Raw genomic sequence first — 17188 nt, forward strand, 5'->3', positions numbered from 1 at the left:
AGTAAGTTCTCGCTTCGTTCCTATCGCGAGGCGCTCCTTTGAGTTTGATCGAATTTCTCCTCATTCTGGCTTCCATTCTAGGTGGCCTCGCGCTGGGCTGGCTGTTGCGGGCCCGCATGGCTGCGCCCGTCGAGGCCGAAAGGCGCACGCTGGCCGAGCGGCTGGTGACGCTGGAAGAGATGCGCAACGCTGCTCTTCGCGATCTCGCCGTCGCCGTGGAGAAGTCCGGGCAGGTCGATGATTTGCGCACGAAGCTGGAACTGACGGCTGTCGCGCGCGATCAGGCCGAGCGGAATCTCGCTGCCATGCGCGCCGATCAGGCAGCGCGTGCCGAGGCGTTCGCGGCACAGATCAATGAGCTGAAGTCCGCGCGGGAGCAGCTTTCGGCGCAGTTTTCCGAGACGGCGGGCAAGCTCCTGTCCGAGGCGCAGCGGGCGCTCATCGAGCGGGCGGACCAGCGCTTCGCGCAGGCGCATGACAAGAGCGAGGCGAGCCTCAAGTCGCTGCTCGCTCCGGTCGAGACCACGCTCAAACGCTATGAAGAAGGGCTGGGCCGGGTCGAGAAGGAGCGGGTGGACAGTTACGCCGCGCTTCGTGAGGCCGTTGATCTGGTCCGCGCCGGGCAGGGGCAAGTGCGCGACGAGACGGCGCGTCTCGTCAATGCACTGCGCTCAAGCCCGAAGGCGCGCGGGCGTTGGGGGGAACAGTCCCTGCGCAATGTCCTGGAGCAGGCGGGGCTCAGTGAATATGTCGATTTTCGGCAGGAAGTGTCGGTCGACACCGACGACGGCCGGCTTCGCCCCGATGTTGTCGTTCGGCTTCCTGGCGGTCGCGAACTCATTATCGACGCGAAGTGCTCGCTCAATGCTTTTCTGGAGGCATCCGAGGCAGTCGATGACGAGGTGCGCGGCCGTCATCTGCGCGATCATGCCAATTCCGTGCGGCTGCATGCCCAGCAACTTGGTGCCAAGGATTACTGGACCCGTTTCGGCAAGGCGGCCGATTATGTCGTGATGTATATCCCCGGCGAGCATTTCCTCTCCGCCGCGCTGGAGCAGGATTCGGGGCTTTGGGATTGGGCCTTCGAGCGGCGCGTGCTGCTGGCGACCCCCACGAACCTCATTGCCATTGCCCGCACCGTCGAGAGTGTCTGGCGGCAGGAAAAGATGGCCGACGAGGCCCAGAAGATCGGCGCACTCGGCAAGGAAATGTACGAACGGCTTGCGGTCGCGGCGGGGCACCTCGGCGCTCTTGGGCGGACACTCACCACGTCGGTTGGCCATTACAACAAGTTCGTCTCCAGCTTTGAGAATCGGGTGCTGGTGACGGGGCGCAAGTTCCGCGAGCTTTCCGTCGAGACCGGTTCGCGGGACATAGAGGTGCCACTTCCTGTCGAGGCGCTGGCGCGTTTGCCAGGCGCCATCGAAGGGGAGGCATCTGCTGTTGACGCGGAGGGCTCCGCCGGCGCTGGGATCGAGCTGGACCAGGTGCCCAACGCCGCGGAATAGAGGGCGGTCGTCGACCGCTCGCGCTGAGGGTGTCGAACCTTGCTTTCAAGGCGCCGGGCCGCATGACGCTCAAGCTCGCTGCGTGCCCCGGTATCGCGGTCGTTCGCCCTCTTTTACGGCACCGAATTGCCATTATGCTCCCGATTCGCAAGGGAGATGATTTCATGGCTATGTTGATGCGCGCCGCGCTCTTGACCGGTGCACTCGGTTTGCTTGCCGTTCCCGCGCAGGCTGGCGCTCAGCCGGATGCAACGGTCGCCCGGCGGCTGGACGATGCCATGCCGCAGCTCATGACTCTCTATCGCGATCTTCACGCGCACCCGGAGCTGAGTTTTCAGGAAACCGCCACGTCGGCGAAACTCGCGACAGAGGCTCGAAAGCTGGGCTTCACTGTCACGGAGAAGGTCGGGCAGACCGGCGTTGTCGCTGTGCTCGAGAACGGTCCCGGACCGGTGTTGATGATCCGGGCAGACATGGACGGGCTGCCTGTGGTCGAGCAGACCGGGTTGCCCTTCGCGTCAAAAGTGCGTGCCACGACACGCGACGGCATTGAATCCGGCGTCATGCACGCCTGTGGCCATGACACGCACATGACAGCGTGGATCGCCACCGCCCAGACGCTCGTGGCACTGAAGGACAGATGGTCCGGCACGCTGGTGATGATCCTGCAGCCTGCCGAGGAGATCGGCCTTGGCGCTTCGGCAATGTTGGATGACGGCCTTTTCACCCGCTTTCCGAAGCCCGCCTCTGTCATAGCCTTTCATGACGCCGCCAATCTCGCGGCGGGGACGATAGGCTATTCGCCTGGCTACGCCCTCGCCAATGTCGATAGCGTCGGCATCACGGTGAGAGGCGTGGGAGGCCACGGCGCCTATCCGCAAACCACGCGGGACCCAATCGTGTTGGCGAGCCGGATCGTCACCACGCTTCAGACTCTGGTGAGCCGCGAGAATGATCCCGCCGACCCCGCAGTGGTAACGGTGGGCAGCTTCGTTGCCGGGGCCAAGCACAATATCATTCCGGATGAGGCGAAGCTGCTCATCACCGTGCGCAGCTATTCAGACGCGACGCGTCGGAAGCTCCTCGACGGGATTGCCCGGATCGCGAAGGGGGAGGCCATCGCGGCGGGCATTCCTGATGACCGCATGCCGATCGTGGAGGCTGAACCGCATTACACACCGGCGACCTATAATGTGCCGGAGTTCTCCGAGCGCATGGCCACCCTTTTCCGGCAAAAAATCGGCGCGGATCGCGTGATCCGGACGCCCGCCGTCATGGGAGGCGAGGATTTCGGCCAATATTACCGAGCCGACAAATCCATTCAGAGTTTTATCTTTTGGGTAGGGGGCGTGCCGGCGGAAAAGATGAAGGCAGGGGCGAGCGGCGGAGCGCTTCCCTCCCTGCACAGCCCCTTCTGGGCACCGGAAGCCCAGACCGTGATACGAACGGCGAGCGAAGCGCTGACTCTCGCGGCGCTGGACATCCTGAAGAAGTCCTGAGTGCTTCGCTCTGGCGCCTCAGCCCTGCCTGAGAGATCAAGCTGATTGATCCGTCTCAATCGATTATACGGTATATCGGGCATTTACGATATGGTAGTGCGCACCTAAATAGCTGTTGTCGCTGTGGGATTCACGACGGCAGCATTGGTATAGCATCGACGCCCGCCAGCTTCTTCAAGAGGCGGGGTGGCGACAGACGCCTGACGGGTCGCAAGCTCCTCAGCGTTTGGGGACCGTTCGGCTCTATCCCACAGGGGTCGGGCGGTCCTTCCACTTGAAGGCGCGTCGCCTTCCTCTTGCGCCGATATCGGCCCACCCAGCCGGGGAAGGATCAACCGCTCAAGCCATCCAGCTGTTCGGCGATCATCAGCCAGCGTTCCTCTGCCACGTCTTTCTCGGCGTTGGCTTTGTCGATCGCAGCAGTGAGGGCGGCAAAACGATCAGGGTCTCGGGTGTAGAGGTCTGGATCGGCGAGCGATGCCTCATGGCCCGCAATGATGGCCTCGATCTCCTCTATGCGCTTGGGCAACAGCTCATAGTCGCGCTGGTCCTTGTAGCTGAGCTTCGCAGCGCGCGGAGGGGGCGGGGAGGACGGCGTATCGCTCTTTGAGGCGGTGGAGCGCTTCTGTTCGGCTGGTTTGCGGCGCCTCGCCTCCCAGTCCGCATAGCCGCCCGCAACGACATCGACTCGGCCGGATCCGTCGAGGCCCAGCGTCACTGTCACGGTCCGGTCGAGGAAGTCGCGATCATGGCTGACGATGAGGACGGTGCCGGCATAGTCGGCGATCACTTCCTGCAGAAGGTCGAGCGTCTCGAGATCCAGATCATTGGTCGGCTCGTCGAGCACGAGCAGGTTCGATTCGCGCGCGAATTCCCTGGCAAGGAGCAGGCGGGAGCGTTCTCCGCCCGAAAGCGTGCCGACGCGCGCATCGACAAGGCTGGGTTCGAAGAGAAAGTCCTTGAGATAGCCCTGCACATGCTTCTTCACGCCGCGCACTTCTATCCAGTCGCCGCCTTCGGCCAGAACGTCGCGAACGCGCTTTTCCGGCGTCATGAGCTTGCGCTGCTGATCGATGACAATGCCGTCCAGCGTCTTCGCGCGCGTCACTGTGCCGCTGTCCGGCTCCAGTTCGCCGGTCAGCAGGCGCAGAAGCGTCGTCTTGCCCGCGCCGTTGCCGCCCACGATCCCGATGCGATCGCCGCGCTGAATACGAAGCGAGAAGTCGCGGATAATGGCACGATCGCCGAATGCCTTGTTCACATCCGTCGCGACGATGACGCTCTTCGTCTTCACGTCGTCCACCGCGACGGCGAGTTTTGCGGCGCCCTGCGGGCCGATCATTGATGCGCGCGTGGCGCGCATTTCATGCAGTTTGGCCAGCCGTCCCTGATTGCGCTTTCGCCGTGCCGTTACGCCCCGCTCCAGCCAGTGCGCCTCAATCTTGAGTTTTGCGTCGAGTTTTTCGGCGTTGCGCGCCTCGTCGGCATAGACCTTTTCCATCCAGGCGTCGAAACCGCCGAATCCGACCTCGTTGCGGCGCAAATTGCCCCGATCGAGCCAGAGGGTCGAGCGCGTGAGCCGGGTCAGGAAGGTCCGGTCATGGCTTATGACCACGAATGCACCGGTGTAGCGGTTGAGCCAGTTTTCCAGCCAGTCGATCGCGGAAATGTCGAGATGGTTGGTCGGCTCGTCGAGCAGGAGCACATCCGGCGCGCTGGCGAGCGCGCGCGCGATCGCGGCGCGGCGCCGTTCGCCGCCGCTTGACGAAGCCGCCTCGCGCGAGAGATCGATGCCGATCTGGTCGGCAATGGCTTCGATTTCGTGCAGAGGTGGAGCGCTGGCACCAGCGATGGCAAAATCGCGCAACGTAGCGAAGCCTTTAACGTCCGGATCCTGCTCCAGCATGATGACATTGGTGCCTAGCACGATCGAGCGTTTGCCCTCGTCAGACTCGATGCTGTTGGCGATCAGCTTCATGAGGGTCGTCTTGCCTGCGCCATTCCGGCCAATGAGCGCCAGTCGGTCCCGTTCGCCGATATGGAGATCGAGATGGCGGAAGAGCCATCCTGCACCCTGAATAAGGCCCAGGTTTTCATAAGAAAGAATAGGTGGAGACATGGCAGTGCGGTAAGAGGTGCAAGCAATCTTGCCAAGGGCTGACGGAGATTGTCACGCGCCGTTAATGGTTCGGTCTTCAATGAAAGCACCGCAGGCGGACATTCCGCCGACAAGGAAGGATAGTGACGCAATGAAGAGATCGATAGTGCTGACCGCAGCTATTCTGGGCGCAAGCACCGTTCTCATGTCCGCGGGCGCACGCGCGCAGACGCCGGTCGCGACAGATGCGGTGAATGGTCCGGTGGTCACTCTCAGTGTGACCGACTCCGTGGAAAGCGCCCCCGACATGGCGACCGTCAACACCGGCGTGCAGACCCGCGCGCAGACCGCCAGGCAGGCAATGGCCGATAACGCGACGCAGATGGACAAGCTCGTCGCGGCGCTCACCAAAGCCGGGGTAGCGCGGCGGGACATCCAGACAAGCGGCCTCAATCTCAATCCGCAATATGACTATTCAAACCGAACCGAAGCTCAGGGGCCGCGCTTTCTGGGCTATGAGGCGTCCAACCAGCTGACGGTGAAGCTGCGTGACATCAAGACTGTCGGCGAGATGATCGACAAGATGGTGGCCGCTGGCGCCACGAACATTAATGGCCCCAACTTCGGTATCGATGATGACACGGCCTTGCTTCAGCAAGCGCGCACCAAGGTCATCAAGGCAGCCGGCGAGCGCGCGGCTTTCTATGCGCAGGCCGCCGGATTCCGGTCAGCGCGGCTTCTCGCCATTTCCGAGACCGGGCAGATTGGCCGGCCTATACCGATGATGCGGCAGGACATGGTCATGGCGGCCGCGCCGCAGGCGACGAAGATCGAACCGGGCCAGCTCTCCACCTCCGTGACGCTGAGCTTTCAATATCTGCTTGAGCGCTGATCGGCGTTCAGCTGACCTGACCAATGGCGGGAGAACGGTGTTTCTTCCGCCATAATCATTCAGCGGTTGTTCAACGCTTTAAAGCTATGCAAGACAGATGAAGATGGGCGGAACGACAAAGAGAGCACCCATAGTGCTTGCGCTGCTGCTGGCGACCGGTTTGGCGGCGCCCGCTCGGGCACAGTTCTTCGGCGGCGGCGACGAGCAGGATGCCGCGCGTCGTGCGATGCTGGACGGTCAGGTCATGCCGTTCTCTGTCCTCAAGCGGAAGGTCGATCGCGAAGTGGGCGAGGCGACCTATCTCGGCTCGGAGTTCGACGCCCGCCGCAAAAGCTACCGGCTTAAATATGTGCGTGAAGGCAAGGTTGTCTGGGTTGATGTGGACGGCCGGACAGGCGATATCATAGGCTGGGCGCGCTAGGCGCTCGCATTACGTCTTTACGCGGCCTGAGCCTTGGCCGTTCGCTATCAGGGAAGAGGAAAAGGATGCGTCTGCTGATCGTCGAGGACGAACCGACCCTTGGACGCCAGCTCAAGTCGACGCTGGAAGGGGCGGGTTATGCCGTCGATCTGGCGACGGATGGCGAGGATGGCCATTTTCTCGGTTCCACGGAAAATTATGACGCAATCGTGCTCGATCTCGGTTTGCCCGAGATAGACGGGCTTACGGTGCTTGACCGCTGGCGTAAGGAAGGTCGGGACTTTCCGGTTCTGGTGCTGACCGCGCGGGATAGCTGGTCTGACAAGGTCGCGGGACTCGACGCCGGCGCGGACGACTATCTCGCCAAGCCGTTCCAGTCCGAAGAATTGATCGCGCGTTTGCGCGCTCTCATTCGCCGCGCTTCCGGCAATGCGTCGAGCGAGCTGATAGCGGGCGACGTCCGCCTCGATACCCGCTCGGGTAAGGTGACGCTGAAGGGCGATCCGGTGAAGCTCACGGCGCAGGAGTATAAGCTTCTCTCGTACCTCCTTCATCATAAGGGGAAGGTTGTCAGCCGCACGGAGCTGATCGAACATATTTACGATCAGGATTTCGATCGCGATTCGAATACCATTGAGGTGTTTGTCACACGCATCCGCAAAAAGCTCGGCTCTGATGTCATTTCGACGATCCGTGGCCTTGGCTATAGTCTGGACGATCCGGCCTGAGCAGCGGCACGTTGAAGCCATGGAGGCGCGTGCGTGACTGACGAAGCGCAGCCCGCATCAACGAGAGTGAAAGCGGCCGGCTCTCTGAGCCGGCGGATGATCGGCATCGCAGCGCTGTGGATCGTCGTACTGCTGTTCGCGGGTGGCGTTGCGCTGGACAGGGTGCTTACCGCCGCTATTACCCGCAATTTCGATGACGGGCTGCGTTACAGCCTGACCGCGATGGTTTCGTCCGCTGAAATCGGGCCGGACGGCGAGGTGCTGTTCAATCGACCGCTTGCTGATCAACGGTTTCTTGAGCCGGCGAGCGGGCTCTACTATCAGGTCAGCGGTGAGGGGCACGACGACTGGCGGTCGCGCTCGCTGTGGGATCGCGCGCTCAGGACGGAGCCGGGGCATCGCGATGCTGGCGACCATATTTATGACAGCGCGCAGTTCCCCGGAGAGCCGCTCCGCATTCTTGAGCGGACGATCGAACTGCCCGGCAGCCGCACGCGCTGGACCTTCATCGTCGCTCAGACGCGCGATGGGCTGAACGAACAAATCTCCGTGCTGCGCGGAACGCTTGTCAAAAGCTTCGCCATTCTCGGTCTTGGCCTCATCGCTATGGCCGCTCTGCAGGTCTGGTATGGCTTGCGTCCGCTCCGCCACATCCGCCTGGCGATCGCGCGGATGCGGGAAGGCAAGCAATCGCGCGTGACCGAACCGCTGCCGCGAGACGTGCAGCCGCTCGTGGACGAACTTAACGCCCTACTGGCCCATAATGAGCAGCAGGCCGACGAAGCGCGCACGCACGCCGGCAACCTCGCACATGCGCTAAAGACGCCGCTCACTGTGGTGATGAATGCCGCAACCGCACAAGCGCCTGACCTAGCCCAGACGGTCATTCGTGAGACGGCCACGATGCGCCGACAAATGGATCATCATCTCGCCCGCGCGCGCGCTTTGGGGCGTAGGGGAGCCGCACAGAGCAGGGCGGATGTGACTGCCAGCCTCGACGCTGTCGAGCGTGCGGTCAGCCGACTTTATCCGGACGTGCGCATTGATAGTCAGGCCTTGCCGGGCGCGGCCGTGCGGGTGGAGCGGCAGGATCTCGATGAGATGCTCGGCAATCTTATTGAGAACGCCGCGAAATATGGGGGTGGCAGCGTTTTCGTCACCGTAGAGAGTGCCGGTCCGATGATCGCTGTGGTCGTCGAGGATGATGGTGCCGGCATTCCGGAGGAAGACAGGGTGCGCATTTTCGATCGCGGCGTGCGGCTGGACAGCGGCAAACCGGGGACGGGACTTGGACTCTCGATCGTTCGGGATGTGGCGGAAATTTATGGCGGAACGGTGAGTCTGAGCGAGAGCGAGGATTTAGGTGGTGCTCTGGTCAGGCTGGAATTGCCCGGCGCCTGACCAGATGCGCTCTGTCTCTATTTAGGGCCGTAGTATCCGCGATACCAATCCGCGAACCTACCCAAGCCTTCGGCAAGCATGACCTTCGGCTTGTAACCGGTTAGCGCATGAAGCGCGCTTACGTCCGCATAGGTAGCCGTCACGTCGCCCGGTTGCATGGGGCGCATGATCTTGGTTGCCTCGCGGCCCAGCGCGTTCTCAAGCGTTGCAATCATGTCCATCAGGCCGACCGGATGACTGTCGCCAATGTTCAATATGCGGTTGGTTCCGGTTTCAGGCGGATTGTCGAGCGCGCCGACAATGCCGTCCACGATGTCGTCGATATAGGTGAAGTCCCGCGCCATGCGGCCTTCGCCATAAACCTCGATTGGCGAGCCAGCCATGATCTTCCGAGTGAACCCGAAATAGGCCATGTCCGGCCGGCCCCACGGGCCATAGACGGTGAAAAAGCGCAGGCCCGTCTGGGGGAAGCCGTATAGTCCGGCATAGGCCGTGCTCATCAGTTCGCAGGCACGCTTGGTCGCCGCATAGAGCGACACCGGAGAATCGACAGCGTCGTCTTCCTTAAAGCCCGCTCCGTCCATCGGCCGGTCGCCGTACACGCTGCTCGACGACGCGTAGACGAGGTGCCCGAAGTCGGGCTGATGGCGGCATGCCTCCATCACAGCGAGATGACCGGCAAGATTGCTGTGCTGATAGGCAAAGGGATTGTCGATCGAATAGCGCACCCCCGCCTGGGCGGCGAGATGAACCACCCGCGTGATGCCGTGCTCGCGCATGAGCGCGGCCACGGCATTCGGCGCGGCAATGTCTCCGGAATGGAACACGAAGCCTTCGCGCGACGAGAGCGTCGCGAGACGCGCCTCCTTGAGCGAAGTCTCGTAATAATCGTTCAGATTATCTATTCCAACGACGCGCTCCCCCCGGTCTAGCAGCCGATGAGCGGTGGCATGGCCAATGAATCCGGCAGCGCCGGTGACCAGAACGGGTTTGTCAGTCAAGGTCAGCGCCCCACTGCGGTGTAGTGGAAACCTGCCTTTTCAATAATATCACGTGGATAGATATTGCGCAGATCGACGAAGATCGGCTCCTTGAGCAGCGATTTCACGCGGGAAAGGTCGAGCGCGCGGAAAGCGTCCCACTCGGTCACGATTGCCAGTGCGTCCGCGCCTTCCATCGCAATATAAGGATTGTCGCAATAGACAACGTCGGTCAGCACCTTCTGTGCCTGCTCCACGCCTTCCGGATCATAGGCGCGCACCGTTGCACCGGCATCCTGCAGAGTCTGCACAATCGCGATTGCCGGGCTGTCGCGCATGTCGTCGGTGTTCGGCTTGAAGGTGAGGCCCAGAACCGCGATCGTCTTGTCCCGAACGTCTCCACCACATGCCTGAATGACCTTCCGGCCCATTGCCCGTTTGCGATTATCGTTCACCGCGACGACCGCTTCGACAATGCGCTGGGGCGCCTCATAATCCTGACTGGTTTTCAGGAGCGCGAGCGTATCCTTGGGGAAGCAGGAGCCGCCATAGCCGGGGCCTGCGTGCAGGAACTTGGATCCAATGCGGTTGTCGAGGCCGATGCCGCGTGCGACTTCCTGCACGTCTGCGCCGACTTTCTCGCAGAGGTCCGCGATCTCGTTGATGAACGTGATCTTGGTCGCGAGGAAGGCATTGCCCGCATATTTCGTAAGTTCGGCGCCGCGCCGGCTCATTTCGATAATCGGCGAGCGTCCCAGAACGAGCGGGCGATAGATTTCGCGCATGACCTCCAGGCCGCGCGGATCGTCACCGCCGATGACAACGCGGTCCGGCCGCTTGAAATCGTCGATCGCTGCGCCCTCCCGCAGGAACTCCGGATTGGATACCACCGCAAATTCCGCGTCGGGGTTTGCGCCGCGGATAATCCTTTCGACTTCGTCTCCCGTTCCCACCGGCACGGTGGATTTGTCGACGATGACGGTGAACTTGGTCAGAGCTTGAGCGATTTCTTCGGCTGCGGCGTAGACATAAGACAGATCCGCGTGACCATCGCCTCGCCGAGACGGCGTGCCTACTGCGATGAATACCGCATCTGCGTCCGCGACGGCTTGCGCCAGGTCCGTCGTGAAGGACAGGCGGCCGACGGCAGCGTTGCTTGAGACGAGAGCATCGAGACCCGGCTCGAAGATCGGGATGCGACCCTCCTTCAGAGCGGCGATTTTGCTCTCATCCTTGTCAACGCAAACCACATCGTGCCCGAAATCTGCAAAGCAGGCACCGGAGACTAGGCCGACGTAACCCGAGCCAATCATCGTGATTTTCATATAGAAATCTGTCCTTCATGCCTGAACAATGGAACCTGCCTCTCCTGTCTTAGAGCCGGTTGGCCCATGACGGTCTAATTCGTTTTTGTCGCGGGATGCCGCATGCAGGATTCGTTGAAAATTTGTTTACATCATCGACGAAACGTTAGCTGCTCATGTTGATCCGTGTCGGAAAGGTCGTCGAATCATCTGTATCATCATGCCTAGCTCTTTCGCACGTGCAAAAGAGCTGTGGAATTCGATTTTCATCGGTAACTTTTCAGCGTTCAAAAAAGCGCCGAGGCATCGCTCCCCCTAAAGTCCCTCGAGATGCGCTCCGGAGAAATCCAGCGAATCGTGGGAGGTAGGGAAAATGGTCGGATCGATTGAGGAGAGCGAACAGCCCTGGCGGCAAGGGTGTGCGGCCTGACGCGATGGGCTAAGCTTAGGTTTTCTTTCGCGGTTTATTCCGCATCGCACCATTGGAAGGATCTATTGCTGCGTCAGCCCCTCTTTCGCTCCACCGCATTTTTGAAAAGGTTCGGCTGCAACCGTTCGACGGGCTGATCTCTCTCCGCCATTCGTCTCCCCTTGAGCATATTTGTTTATGCAAGGCGAAATCAGTGAAGATGGGCGGACAGAATGGAGTGTCTTGCGGACGGGCTGAATTAACCATCGGGGCGAGAGGTGTGTTGTTCGCGGTTGCACAAAATTTTCTGATCGCTTATCCCTTTTGCGGTGCGGCGTCCCTCTCATCTGGTCGAAAGTTTTCGGCCTTAGAGCCCGTCCAAGATTGAATAATCGGGCTCGATTTTCTCTCAAATTCTCTCGTTATTTCTAGTGAAATTCGCGAACGTGAGGAGGGCGATCTGACTCGAGCGGGAAAAGCCAAAAATTGTGAGAGAGATCATAAACCGACGGTTGAGCGATTATTGCTATTGCTGAATCTTAACCGTATTTTATTTGTCGCGTTGACGGGTGTTAACCTTCCGGAGGCTTTGCGTGAATCAGACTAATCCCCCGGCCAGTTTAGTGCGTACCGAAACTGAGGAGAGCGCCGGTGCTGCGCTGCGGTACGTCGGGGAAGTGCTACGTCGACGCTGGCTTACAATCGTGCTGGTGCTCGCTGTCGTGGTGGGTGCAGCTCTGGTTTATGCTTTCATTGCGCCCAAGCGATACATCTCGACCGCAAGCCTGCGCATAGACCCAAACCAGAACGCAATGATCGGCTTGCCCAAGCTGGGCGGAAGCGGCGACGATGGCGCCGTCGATACGGAAGTGAACGTCATCCAGTCGCGCGAAGTGGCCCGAATGGTCGCGGAGCGCTTGGGCCTCGCTAGCGACCCGCATTTTTCTGGTTCCGCTATCGGGCAAAAGTTGCAGTGGAGTGATCTGAGCGAAAAGCAGAAGGACGCCATTGCTCAGTCTCTGCTCAGCAACGTGCGGGCGAAGCGAGACGGCCTTACCTATGTCGTCACGATTTCTGCGACATCATATAATGCGCGCCAGGCGGCAAAGATCGCCAATGCTTTCTCTCAGGAGTATATCGCCTACACGCTCTCCACACGCTCGGGGACGTCGGAGCGACAAGCGAAATTTGTGACTGACCGTCTGCGCGCTGCGGGCGAGGAACTCGCTGAAGTGGAAGGCCGGGCAGCGATGTATAAGGCCCAGGCCGGGATTATAGGAGGTCTGGGCTCCGGAGGATATTCTACAACTGTTGCCGATCAGCGGGTGACCACGCTCTCTTCACAGTTGGCAAGTGCGGAGTCCGCAGCATCGGCCGCCCAGGCAGAGTATAACGTCGCCCTGCGGCAGCGGGAGGCGGGAGGTCTGGACGCGGTTTCGGCGGTGTTGAAGTCGCCGGTGGTCACCAACCTGCGAGCCAATCGGGCCGAGCTGATCAAGCAACTCTCGGAATTGAATACGCGATACGGCGAAAAGCATCCGGAGCCGATCCGGGTGGCCAGACAGCTCGCGCTGGTCGACGAGCAGATTGATCAGGAAGCGAAGCGCGTCATTGGCAGCCTGGCCAGCAATGCCGCCGCCGAGAAAGCCCGTGCCGAGACGCTGCAAAGCCAGATGGGCGCTCTGCGCGGCGAGCAGGCGGATAATACGCGAGCGAGCGCAATGGCTCAGGCCGTCCAGCAGGAAGCGGATGCAAAGCGGGATACCTATAATCGTTTGGCGGCCGAGGCGCAGCAGGCGACGGCTATCGCGCGCAATACCCAGACTCAGGTCCAGTTGATTGAGCCTGCGGCGATTCCAACCCGCCCTGCATATCCGAACAAGCGATTCATACTCGCTCTTGGGCTGCTGGCTGGCTTGGCGGCGGGTGTTGGCGCCGCATCCCTCCAGGAAATGCTGGTAAAAGGGATTAGTTCACCCAATGAGGTGCCTCGTTCCCTGGGTATTCCATTCATTGGCGCTGTGCCGAAGATCAGCAAGCGATCGCTGAAAAGCGCGGCTTATGCCCAAAGTCCGGCTGACCTTGTCAGGGAAAACTCGGCGTCGCAATATAGCGAGGCATTTCGCCTTATTCGCAGTCGTCTGCGTGTGCTGAACAGGAACGAAGACCGCAAGGTTGTGGCGTTCATGTCTGCTTTGCCCGGCGAGGGGAAATCCACCTCCGCACTTTCCATGGCGCGCGTCATGGCGATGGCAGGCGACAAAGTGCTCCTTGTCGATGCGGATCTTCGTCAATGTGGTGTGACGAAGTTGATCGACGGAAGCCCAAAGAACGGCATCATCGAGGTGCTTTCCGGCAAGGCGGCGTTGAAAGAGAGCGTTATCCGGGATCGGGTCGATGGACTGGATTTGCTCCTCGTCTCAGATCCAGCCTTTTCGACGCAGGATATGTTCGGAACCGGCAGCATGGAAGCGTTGCTGGACGCCGCACGGGCGGAGTATGACTGGGTGGTCGTAGATACGCCGCCTTTGCTTGGCGTCGCTGACGCGCGAACGATTTCGACGTTAGTCGACCTTGTGCTCGTCACTGTAAAATGGGCGGACACGCCAGTTCGTGCAATCCAGTCCGCACTCATGAGCCTTGCCGAAGACGATGCGCCAATTGCCGGTGCGATCTTCATGATGGTCGATCCGAGGGCGGAAGCGCTGGGGACGACTTATTATTCAAGTAAATTTTCTCGATACTATAATAATGATTGATCAAAACAGGAGAGGATACTCTGCGGCGGGATCATGTGGTCCCGCTAGATAACGCACTGATCAATAGTGGACAATTTATGAAGCATGTTACGATTACGAACATGACGGGTGCCCGCAATGGTGGGTGCGAGGCTCTTGTTAGATCCATTATTGATGGACTGGTTGCGACTTGTGGAGAGGGCGCGATCGACATTTCGATCGACAGTAACGATCCTGAATATGACGCATATGTCTTTCGGGATCGCGTCTCTCGTGTCACCAAGATTGCGGGACTACCATCGTCAGGCTGGTCAGTGAACGCGCAGCGTCGCTTTTTTAATATGCCTTCGCCGCTGCTGAAGCTCGCTTCCAGAGGCCATTATCGCTCGATCGATAGCCTGAGAAAATCCGACCTTTTGATTGCCACTGGCGGAGATGTTTTTACCTCCGATTATAATGGGTTTCCCCGTCATGCTCGGACCTTGCAGGTGGGGACTCCGGTGGCGCTTCTTGCGCAGACTCTCGGTCCTTTCGCTCCGTCCGATGCGGAAAGGTTTCGCCGATCAATGGACAATATCGCGCTGTGCACTGTGCGCGAGTCCGAGACGCTCGACTATTTGAAAAGCGAATTTCCCGATCTTCCGGTGGAGCAGACCGCGGACGTTGCGTTCCTTCTCTCGGTGACGGCGCCTGATGAAGCGCGCCGCATTCTTGAAGAGGAGCACCATTTCTCCATTGAGGGTCGGAAGTTGGTCGGGCTGTCGATCAGTTCCGGTATCCTTTCCTATCGAAAGGATCTGAGCCCGGAGCAGTATCTTAATGAGGTGGCGGGCTTCGTCGATGATCTGAATGGCCGCGGCTATTCCGTGATCGTCATTCCCCACGTCCAGGAACGATCACATCGTAACAATGACGTATATGCATGTCGTGAGGTTCTGCGGCGTGTTCAAAAGCCGAAAGAAAATCTTCTTCTTGCACTCTCAACTCTGTCGGCGTCGGACTATAAGGGCGTCATAGGGCTTTGTGAGGTCTTGCTGGGTGCGAGAACGCACGCGACCATCGCATCGATGTCCCAGGGGATTCCAACAGTCTCGATTGCATATTCCCGGAAAGCCTGGGGCATCATGCGAGACTATTACGGGAAAGAATTGGGCGAGCGGCTAACCATGGACGTTAGCGCTCTGAACCGCGAAAGACTGATGGACGCGTTTGATGCGGCGCTGGCGAACGGCCGCACAGAGACCGTCGCCGCTGACATGAAGAGGCGGGCGCAGATCAATTTTGACCGCGTGAAGGCTTTTCTTGCCAAGGGTTAGTCGCGAGGAGGCGCGTGGCTCTGTCCGTGATGCCCGGAGGCGGGTGAGGTCGAATTGTTGCGGATAATCGTCCCTGACGGAGGTTTTCGTGAGCGTTGAGACGGTCGTCAAACCCGGGAAGCTGGATAGTCTTCAGTGGGCACGCGCGCTCGCTGCGGTTTCTGTCTGTCTTTTTCATGCCGCTGAGCGGACAGGAAAGTCGGTATCTGCACCGGAGTTTTCCCGCTTTTTCGAGAGCGGAAAATTAGGGGTGGATCTGTTTTTTGTTATCAGCGGATTCATAATTTTCTTCGTGCATTTCAAGGATATCAATAATCTAGGGGCTTCGAAGAGATATCTTTATCGTCGATTTACAAGAATATACCCATTATATTGGGCGATATTCATTCCGATTACGATATTATACTTAATGACGCCCGGAGCAGGGGATGGATCTGAACGAGATGTCTTCTCTATCGTTCGATGCTTTTTCCTCCTTCCAAATCCGGATGGTCAGATAATTGGAGTGGCTTGGACACTCGTTTTTGAATTATCTTTCTATATGGCATTCTTGTCATTAATATTAAGTCGAAAACTCGGCATAATCCTGATTTCTCTTTGGGTGTCTCTGATATTTGTTCGCCAGTTAAATTTGGTGAACTTCGGTTATTTCAATGCCTATTTGTCAGTAAGATATTTTGAATTTGCTTGCGGTGCGGCAGTGTACTTCCTGTTCAGTAAATTTCAGCCAAAGTTTCCGGGCCTGCTCGCCTTGTCTGGTGTTATCTCGCTCTACGGTGGGGGTCTCTTTCTGCTGTCTCATTTTCCGGAAAGTGAGAGAGCAATTATTCTGTTCTCCGGGGTGTCGGCAGCAGTGGCTGTCTTCGGCTTTGTCTCGTTGGATTTCGCTGGAGAAGCACGCGGCGTGATTGGCCTGATCGCTGCAAAGCTGGGGGACGCCTCTTACGCCATTTATCTTTTTCATTGGATCATAGGGTGGGTGCTCGGCGCGGTGCTGCTCAAGCTGCCCTTTTCCTTTCCTGCCGGACTATTCTTTATAATTCTGGCTTTGCCCATGATTGTCGGCGGTTACGTGATGCACCTTGTTCTGGAGAAGCCGCTGCTGCGCTGGATGCGAAAGTTAGAGAAGTCGCAAGGTCACGCAGAGCGCTGGCGCGCAAAGGTTATCGCTTAATTAATCTTTCCGGCTCGTTGCGCCCTCGGCTCGGCGCATGCCGGCATGACTCGTATCCAGGGGTGAGCTATGCAAATTGATGTTGCAGCACAGCATGGTGAAAAGCCGATGCTTCGAATTTTGTTTAGTTTCATCGCGTCTGTATCCCTCTTTACTGGGGCGAATGGAGCGATTGCCCAAGGCCAGCCGAGGCCGGTTGAGGCCAAAAATATCTACACTTTGGGAATCGCGGACAAAGTTCGCGTGACGGTTTTCGATGAGCCGAAGCTCTCAGGGGAGTTTACCGTCAGTAGTGACGGGACGCTATCTCTTCCCCTTATAGGTAGCGTTAAGGTCGAAGGTGACACGGTCGAAAGTGTCGTGTCCGATATCACTGCCCGTTTGGCAGACGGTTACGTTCGGAATCCGAGAGTCAGTGTTGACGTTTTAAATTATCGACCATTTTATATTCTTGGAGAAGTTTCTCGCCCTGGTGAATATCCGTTCTCAAACGGAATGACAGCCGTGAAAGCCGTGGCGGTCGCTCAGGGGTTTACTTACAGGGCAAATCAAAAGCGCATTTACATAAAGCGCGCGGGCCAGTCTGTGGAGGAGCGGGTCAAGCTAACTCCTGACCTCCTTGTTCAGCCCGGCGATACCATCCGTATAGGCGAGCGCTTTTTTTGATTGCACTGCAACATAATCGTGAGATTGTGGCGTAAGGGGAGGGGCTCCAGGCAC

At 59.0% G+C, this 17188-nt stretch carries 13 protein-coding genes; 10 read left to right on the forward strand and 3 right to left on the reverse strand.

The window, feature by feature from the left end:
• Positions 1–38: 38 nt before the first annotated feature.
• Both ACNAOH_RS00195 and ACNAOH_RS00200 read left to right on the forward strand, forming a co-directional pair.
• Positions 39–1508: a DNA recombination protein RmuC gene (locus ACNAOH_RS00195; protein WP_443970789.1), complete on the forward strand. Its 1470-nt coding sequence runs from the start codon at positions 39–41 to the stop codon at positions 1506–1508.
• 164 nt (positions 1509–1672) lie between these two features.
• Positions 1673–3007, forward strand: coding sequence for an amidohydrolase (locus ACNAOH_RS00200; RefSeq protein WP_443970790.1), 1335 nt, complete (start codon positions 1673–1675; stop codon positions 3005–3007).
• A gap of 331 nt (positions 3008–3338) precedes the next feature.
• On the opposite strand, the gene ACNAOH_RS00205 is transcribed toward ACNAOH_RS00200, so the two are convergent.
• Entirely contained in the window at positions 3339–5126 is a 1788-nt protein-coding gene (locus ACNAOH_RS00205) for an ATP-binding cassette domain-containing protein (RefSeq protein WP_443970791.1), read from the reverse strand.
• Between the two features lie 130 nt (positions 5127–5256).
• On the opposite strand from ACNAOH_RS00205, the gene ACNAOH_RS00210 reads away from it, so the two are divergent.
• The 4 genes from ACNAOH_RS00210 to ACNAOH_RS00225 all read left to right on the forward strand — a co-directional run bounded on the left by ACNAOH_RS00210 (position 5257) and on the right by ACNAOH_RS00225 (position 8547).
• On the forward strand, positions 5257–5997 hold the full coding sequence (locus tag ACNAOH_RS00210) for an SIMPL domain-containing protein (protein ID WP_443970792.1): 741 nt from the start codon (positions 5257–5259) through the stop codon (positions 5995–5997).
• A gap of 97 nt (positions 5998–6094) precedes the next feature.
• Complete coding sequence (locus tag ACNAOH_RS00215) at positions 6095–6418, forward strand: hypothetical protein (protein WP_443970793.1); 324 nt, start codon at positions 6095–6097, stop codon at positions 6416–6418.
• A gap of 65 nt (positions 6419–6483) precedes the next feature.
• Complete coding sequence (locus tag ACNAOH_RS00220; protein WP_443970794.1) at positions 6484–7146, forward strand: response regulator transcription factor; 663 nt, start codon at positions 6484–6486, stop codon at positions 7144–7146.
• 96 nt (positions 7147–7242) lie between these two features.
• Positions 7243–8547 carry an ATP-binding protein gene (locus ACNAOH_RS00225; RefSeq protein ID WP_443972154.1) on the forward strand — a complete coding sequence of 435 codons (1305 nt, stop codon included), beginning with the start codon at positions 7243–7245 and terminating at the stop codon, positions 8545–8547.
• Between the two features lie 17 nt (positions 8548–8564).
• Here ACNAOH_RS00225 and ACNAOH_RS00230 read toward each other — a convergent pair whose 3' ends face one another.
• Both ACNAOH_RS00230 and ACNAOH_RS00235 read right to left on the reverse strand, forming a co-directional pair.
• Positions 8565–9548 carry an SDR family NAD(P)-dependent oxidoreductase gene (locus ACNAOH_RS00230; protein WP_443970795.1) on the reverse strand — a complete coding sequence of 328 codons (984 nt, stop codon included), beginning with the start codon at positions 9546–9548 and terminating at the stop codon, positions 8565–8567.
• A gap of 2 nt (positions 9549–9550) precedes the next feature.
• Positions 9551–10852, reverse strand: coding sequence for a UDP-glucose dehydrogenase family protein (locus ACNAOH_RS00235; protein WP_443970796.1), 1302 nt, complete (start codon positions 10850–10852; stop codon positions 9551–9553).
• Positions 10853–11863: 1011 nt separating this feature from the next.
• Here ACNAOH_RS00235 and ACNAOH_RS00240 point away from each other — a divergent pair.
• The 4 genes from ACNAOH_RS00240 to ACNAOH_RS00255 all read left to right on the forward strand — a co-directional run bounded on the left by ACNAOH_RS00240 (position 11864) and on the right by ACNAOH_RS00255 (position 17134).
• On the forward strand, positions 11864–13999 hold the full coding sequence (locus ACNAOH_RS00240; RefSeq protein ID WP_443970797.1) for a GumC family protein: 2136 nt from the start codon (positions 11864–11866) through the stop codon (positions 13997–13999).
• Between the two features lie 77 nt (positions 14000–14076).
• Positions 14077–15294 carry a polysaccharide pyruvyl transferase family protein gene (locus tag ACNAOH_RS00245; RefSeq protein ID WP_443970798.1) on the forward strand — a complete coding sequence of 406 codons (1218 nt, stop codon included), beginning with the start codon at positions 14077–14079 and terminating at the stop codon, positions 15292–15294.
• Positions 15295–15382: 88 nt separating this feature from the next.
• Positions 15383–16468, forward strand: a complete 1086-nt coding sequence (locus ACNAOH_RS00250; protein ID WP_443970799.1) for an acyltransferase family protein — start codon at positions 15383–15385, stop codon at positions 16466–16468.
• A gap of 69 nt (positions 16469–16537) precedes the next feature.
• Positions 16538–17134 (forward strand): polysaccharide biosynthesis/export family protein, encoded by a 597-nt coding sequence (locus tag ACNAOH_RS00255; RefSeq protein ID WP_443970800.1) that lies wholly within the window; start codon positions 16538–16540, stop codon positions 17132–17134.
• Positions 17135–17188: the final 54 nt, after the last annotated feature.

Origin of the sequence: Sphingobium sp. CR28, from assembly GCF_052327305.1 — a bacterium.
In the GTDB taxonomy this organism is placed as follows: domain Bacteria; phylum Pseudomonadota; class Alphaproteobacteria; order Sphingomonadales; family Sphingomonadaceae; genus Sphingobium.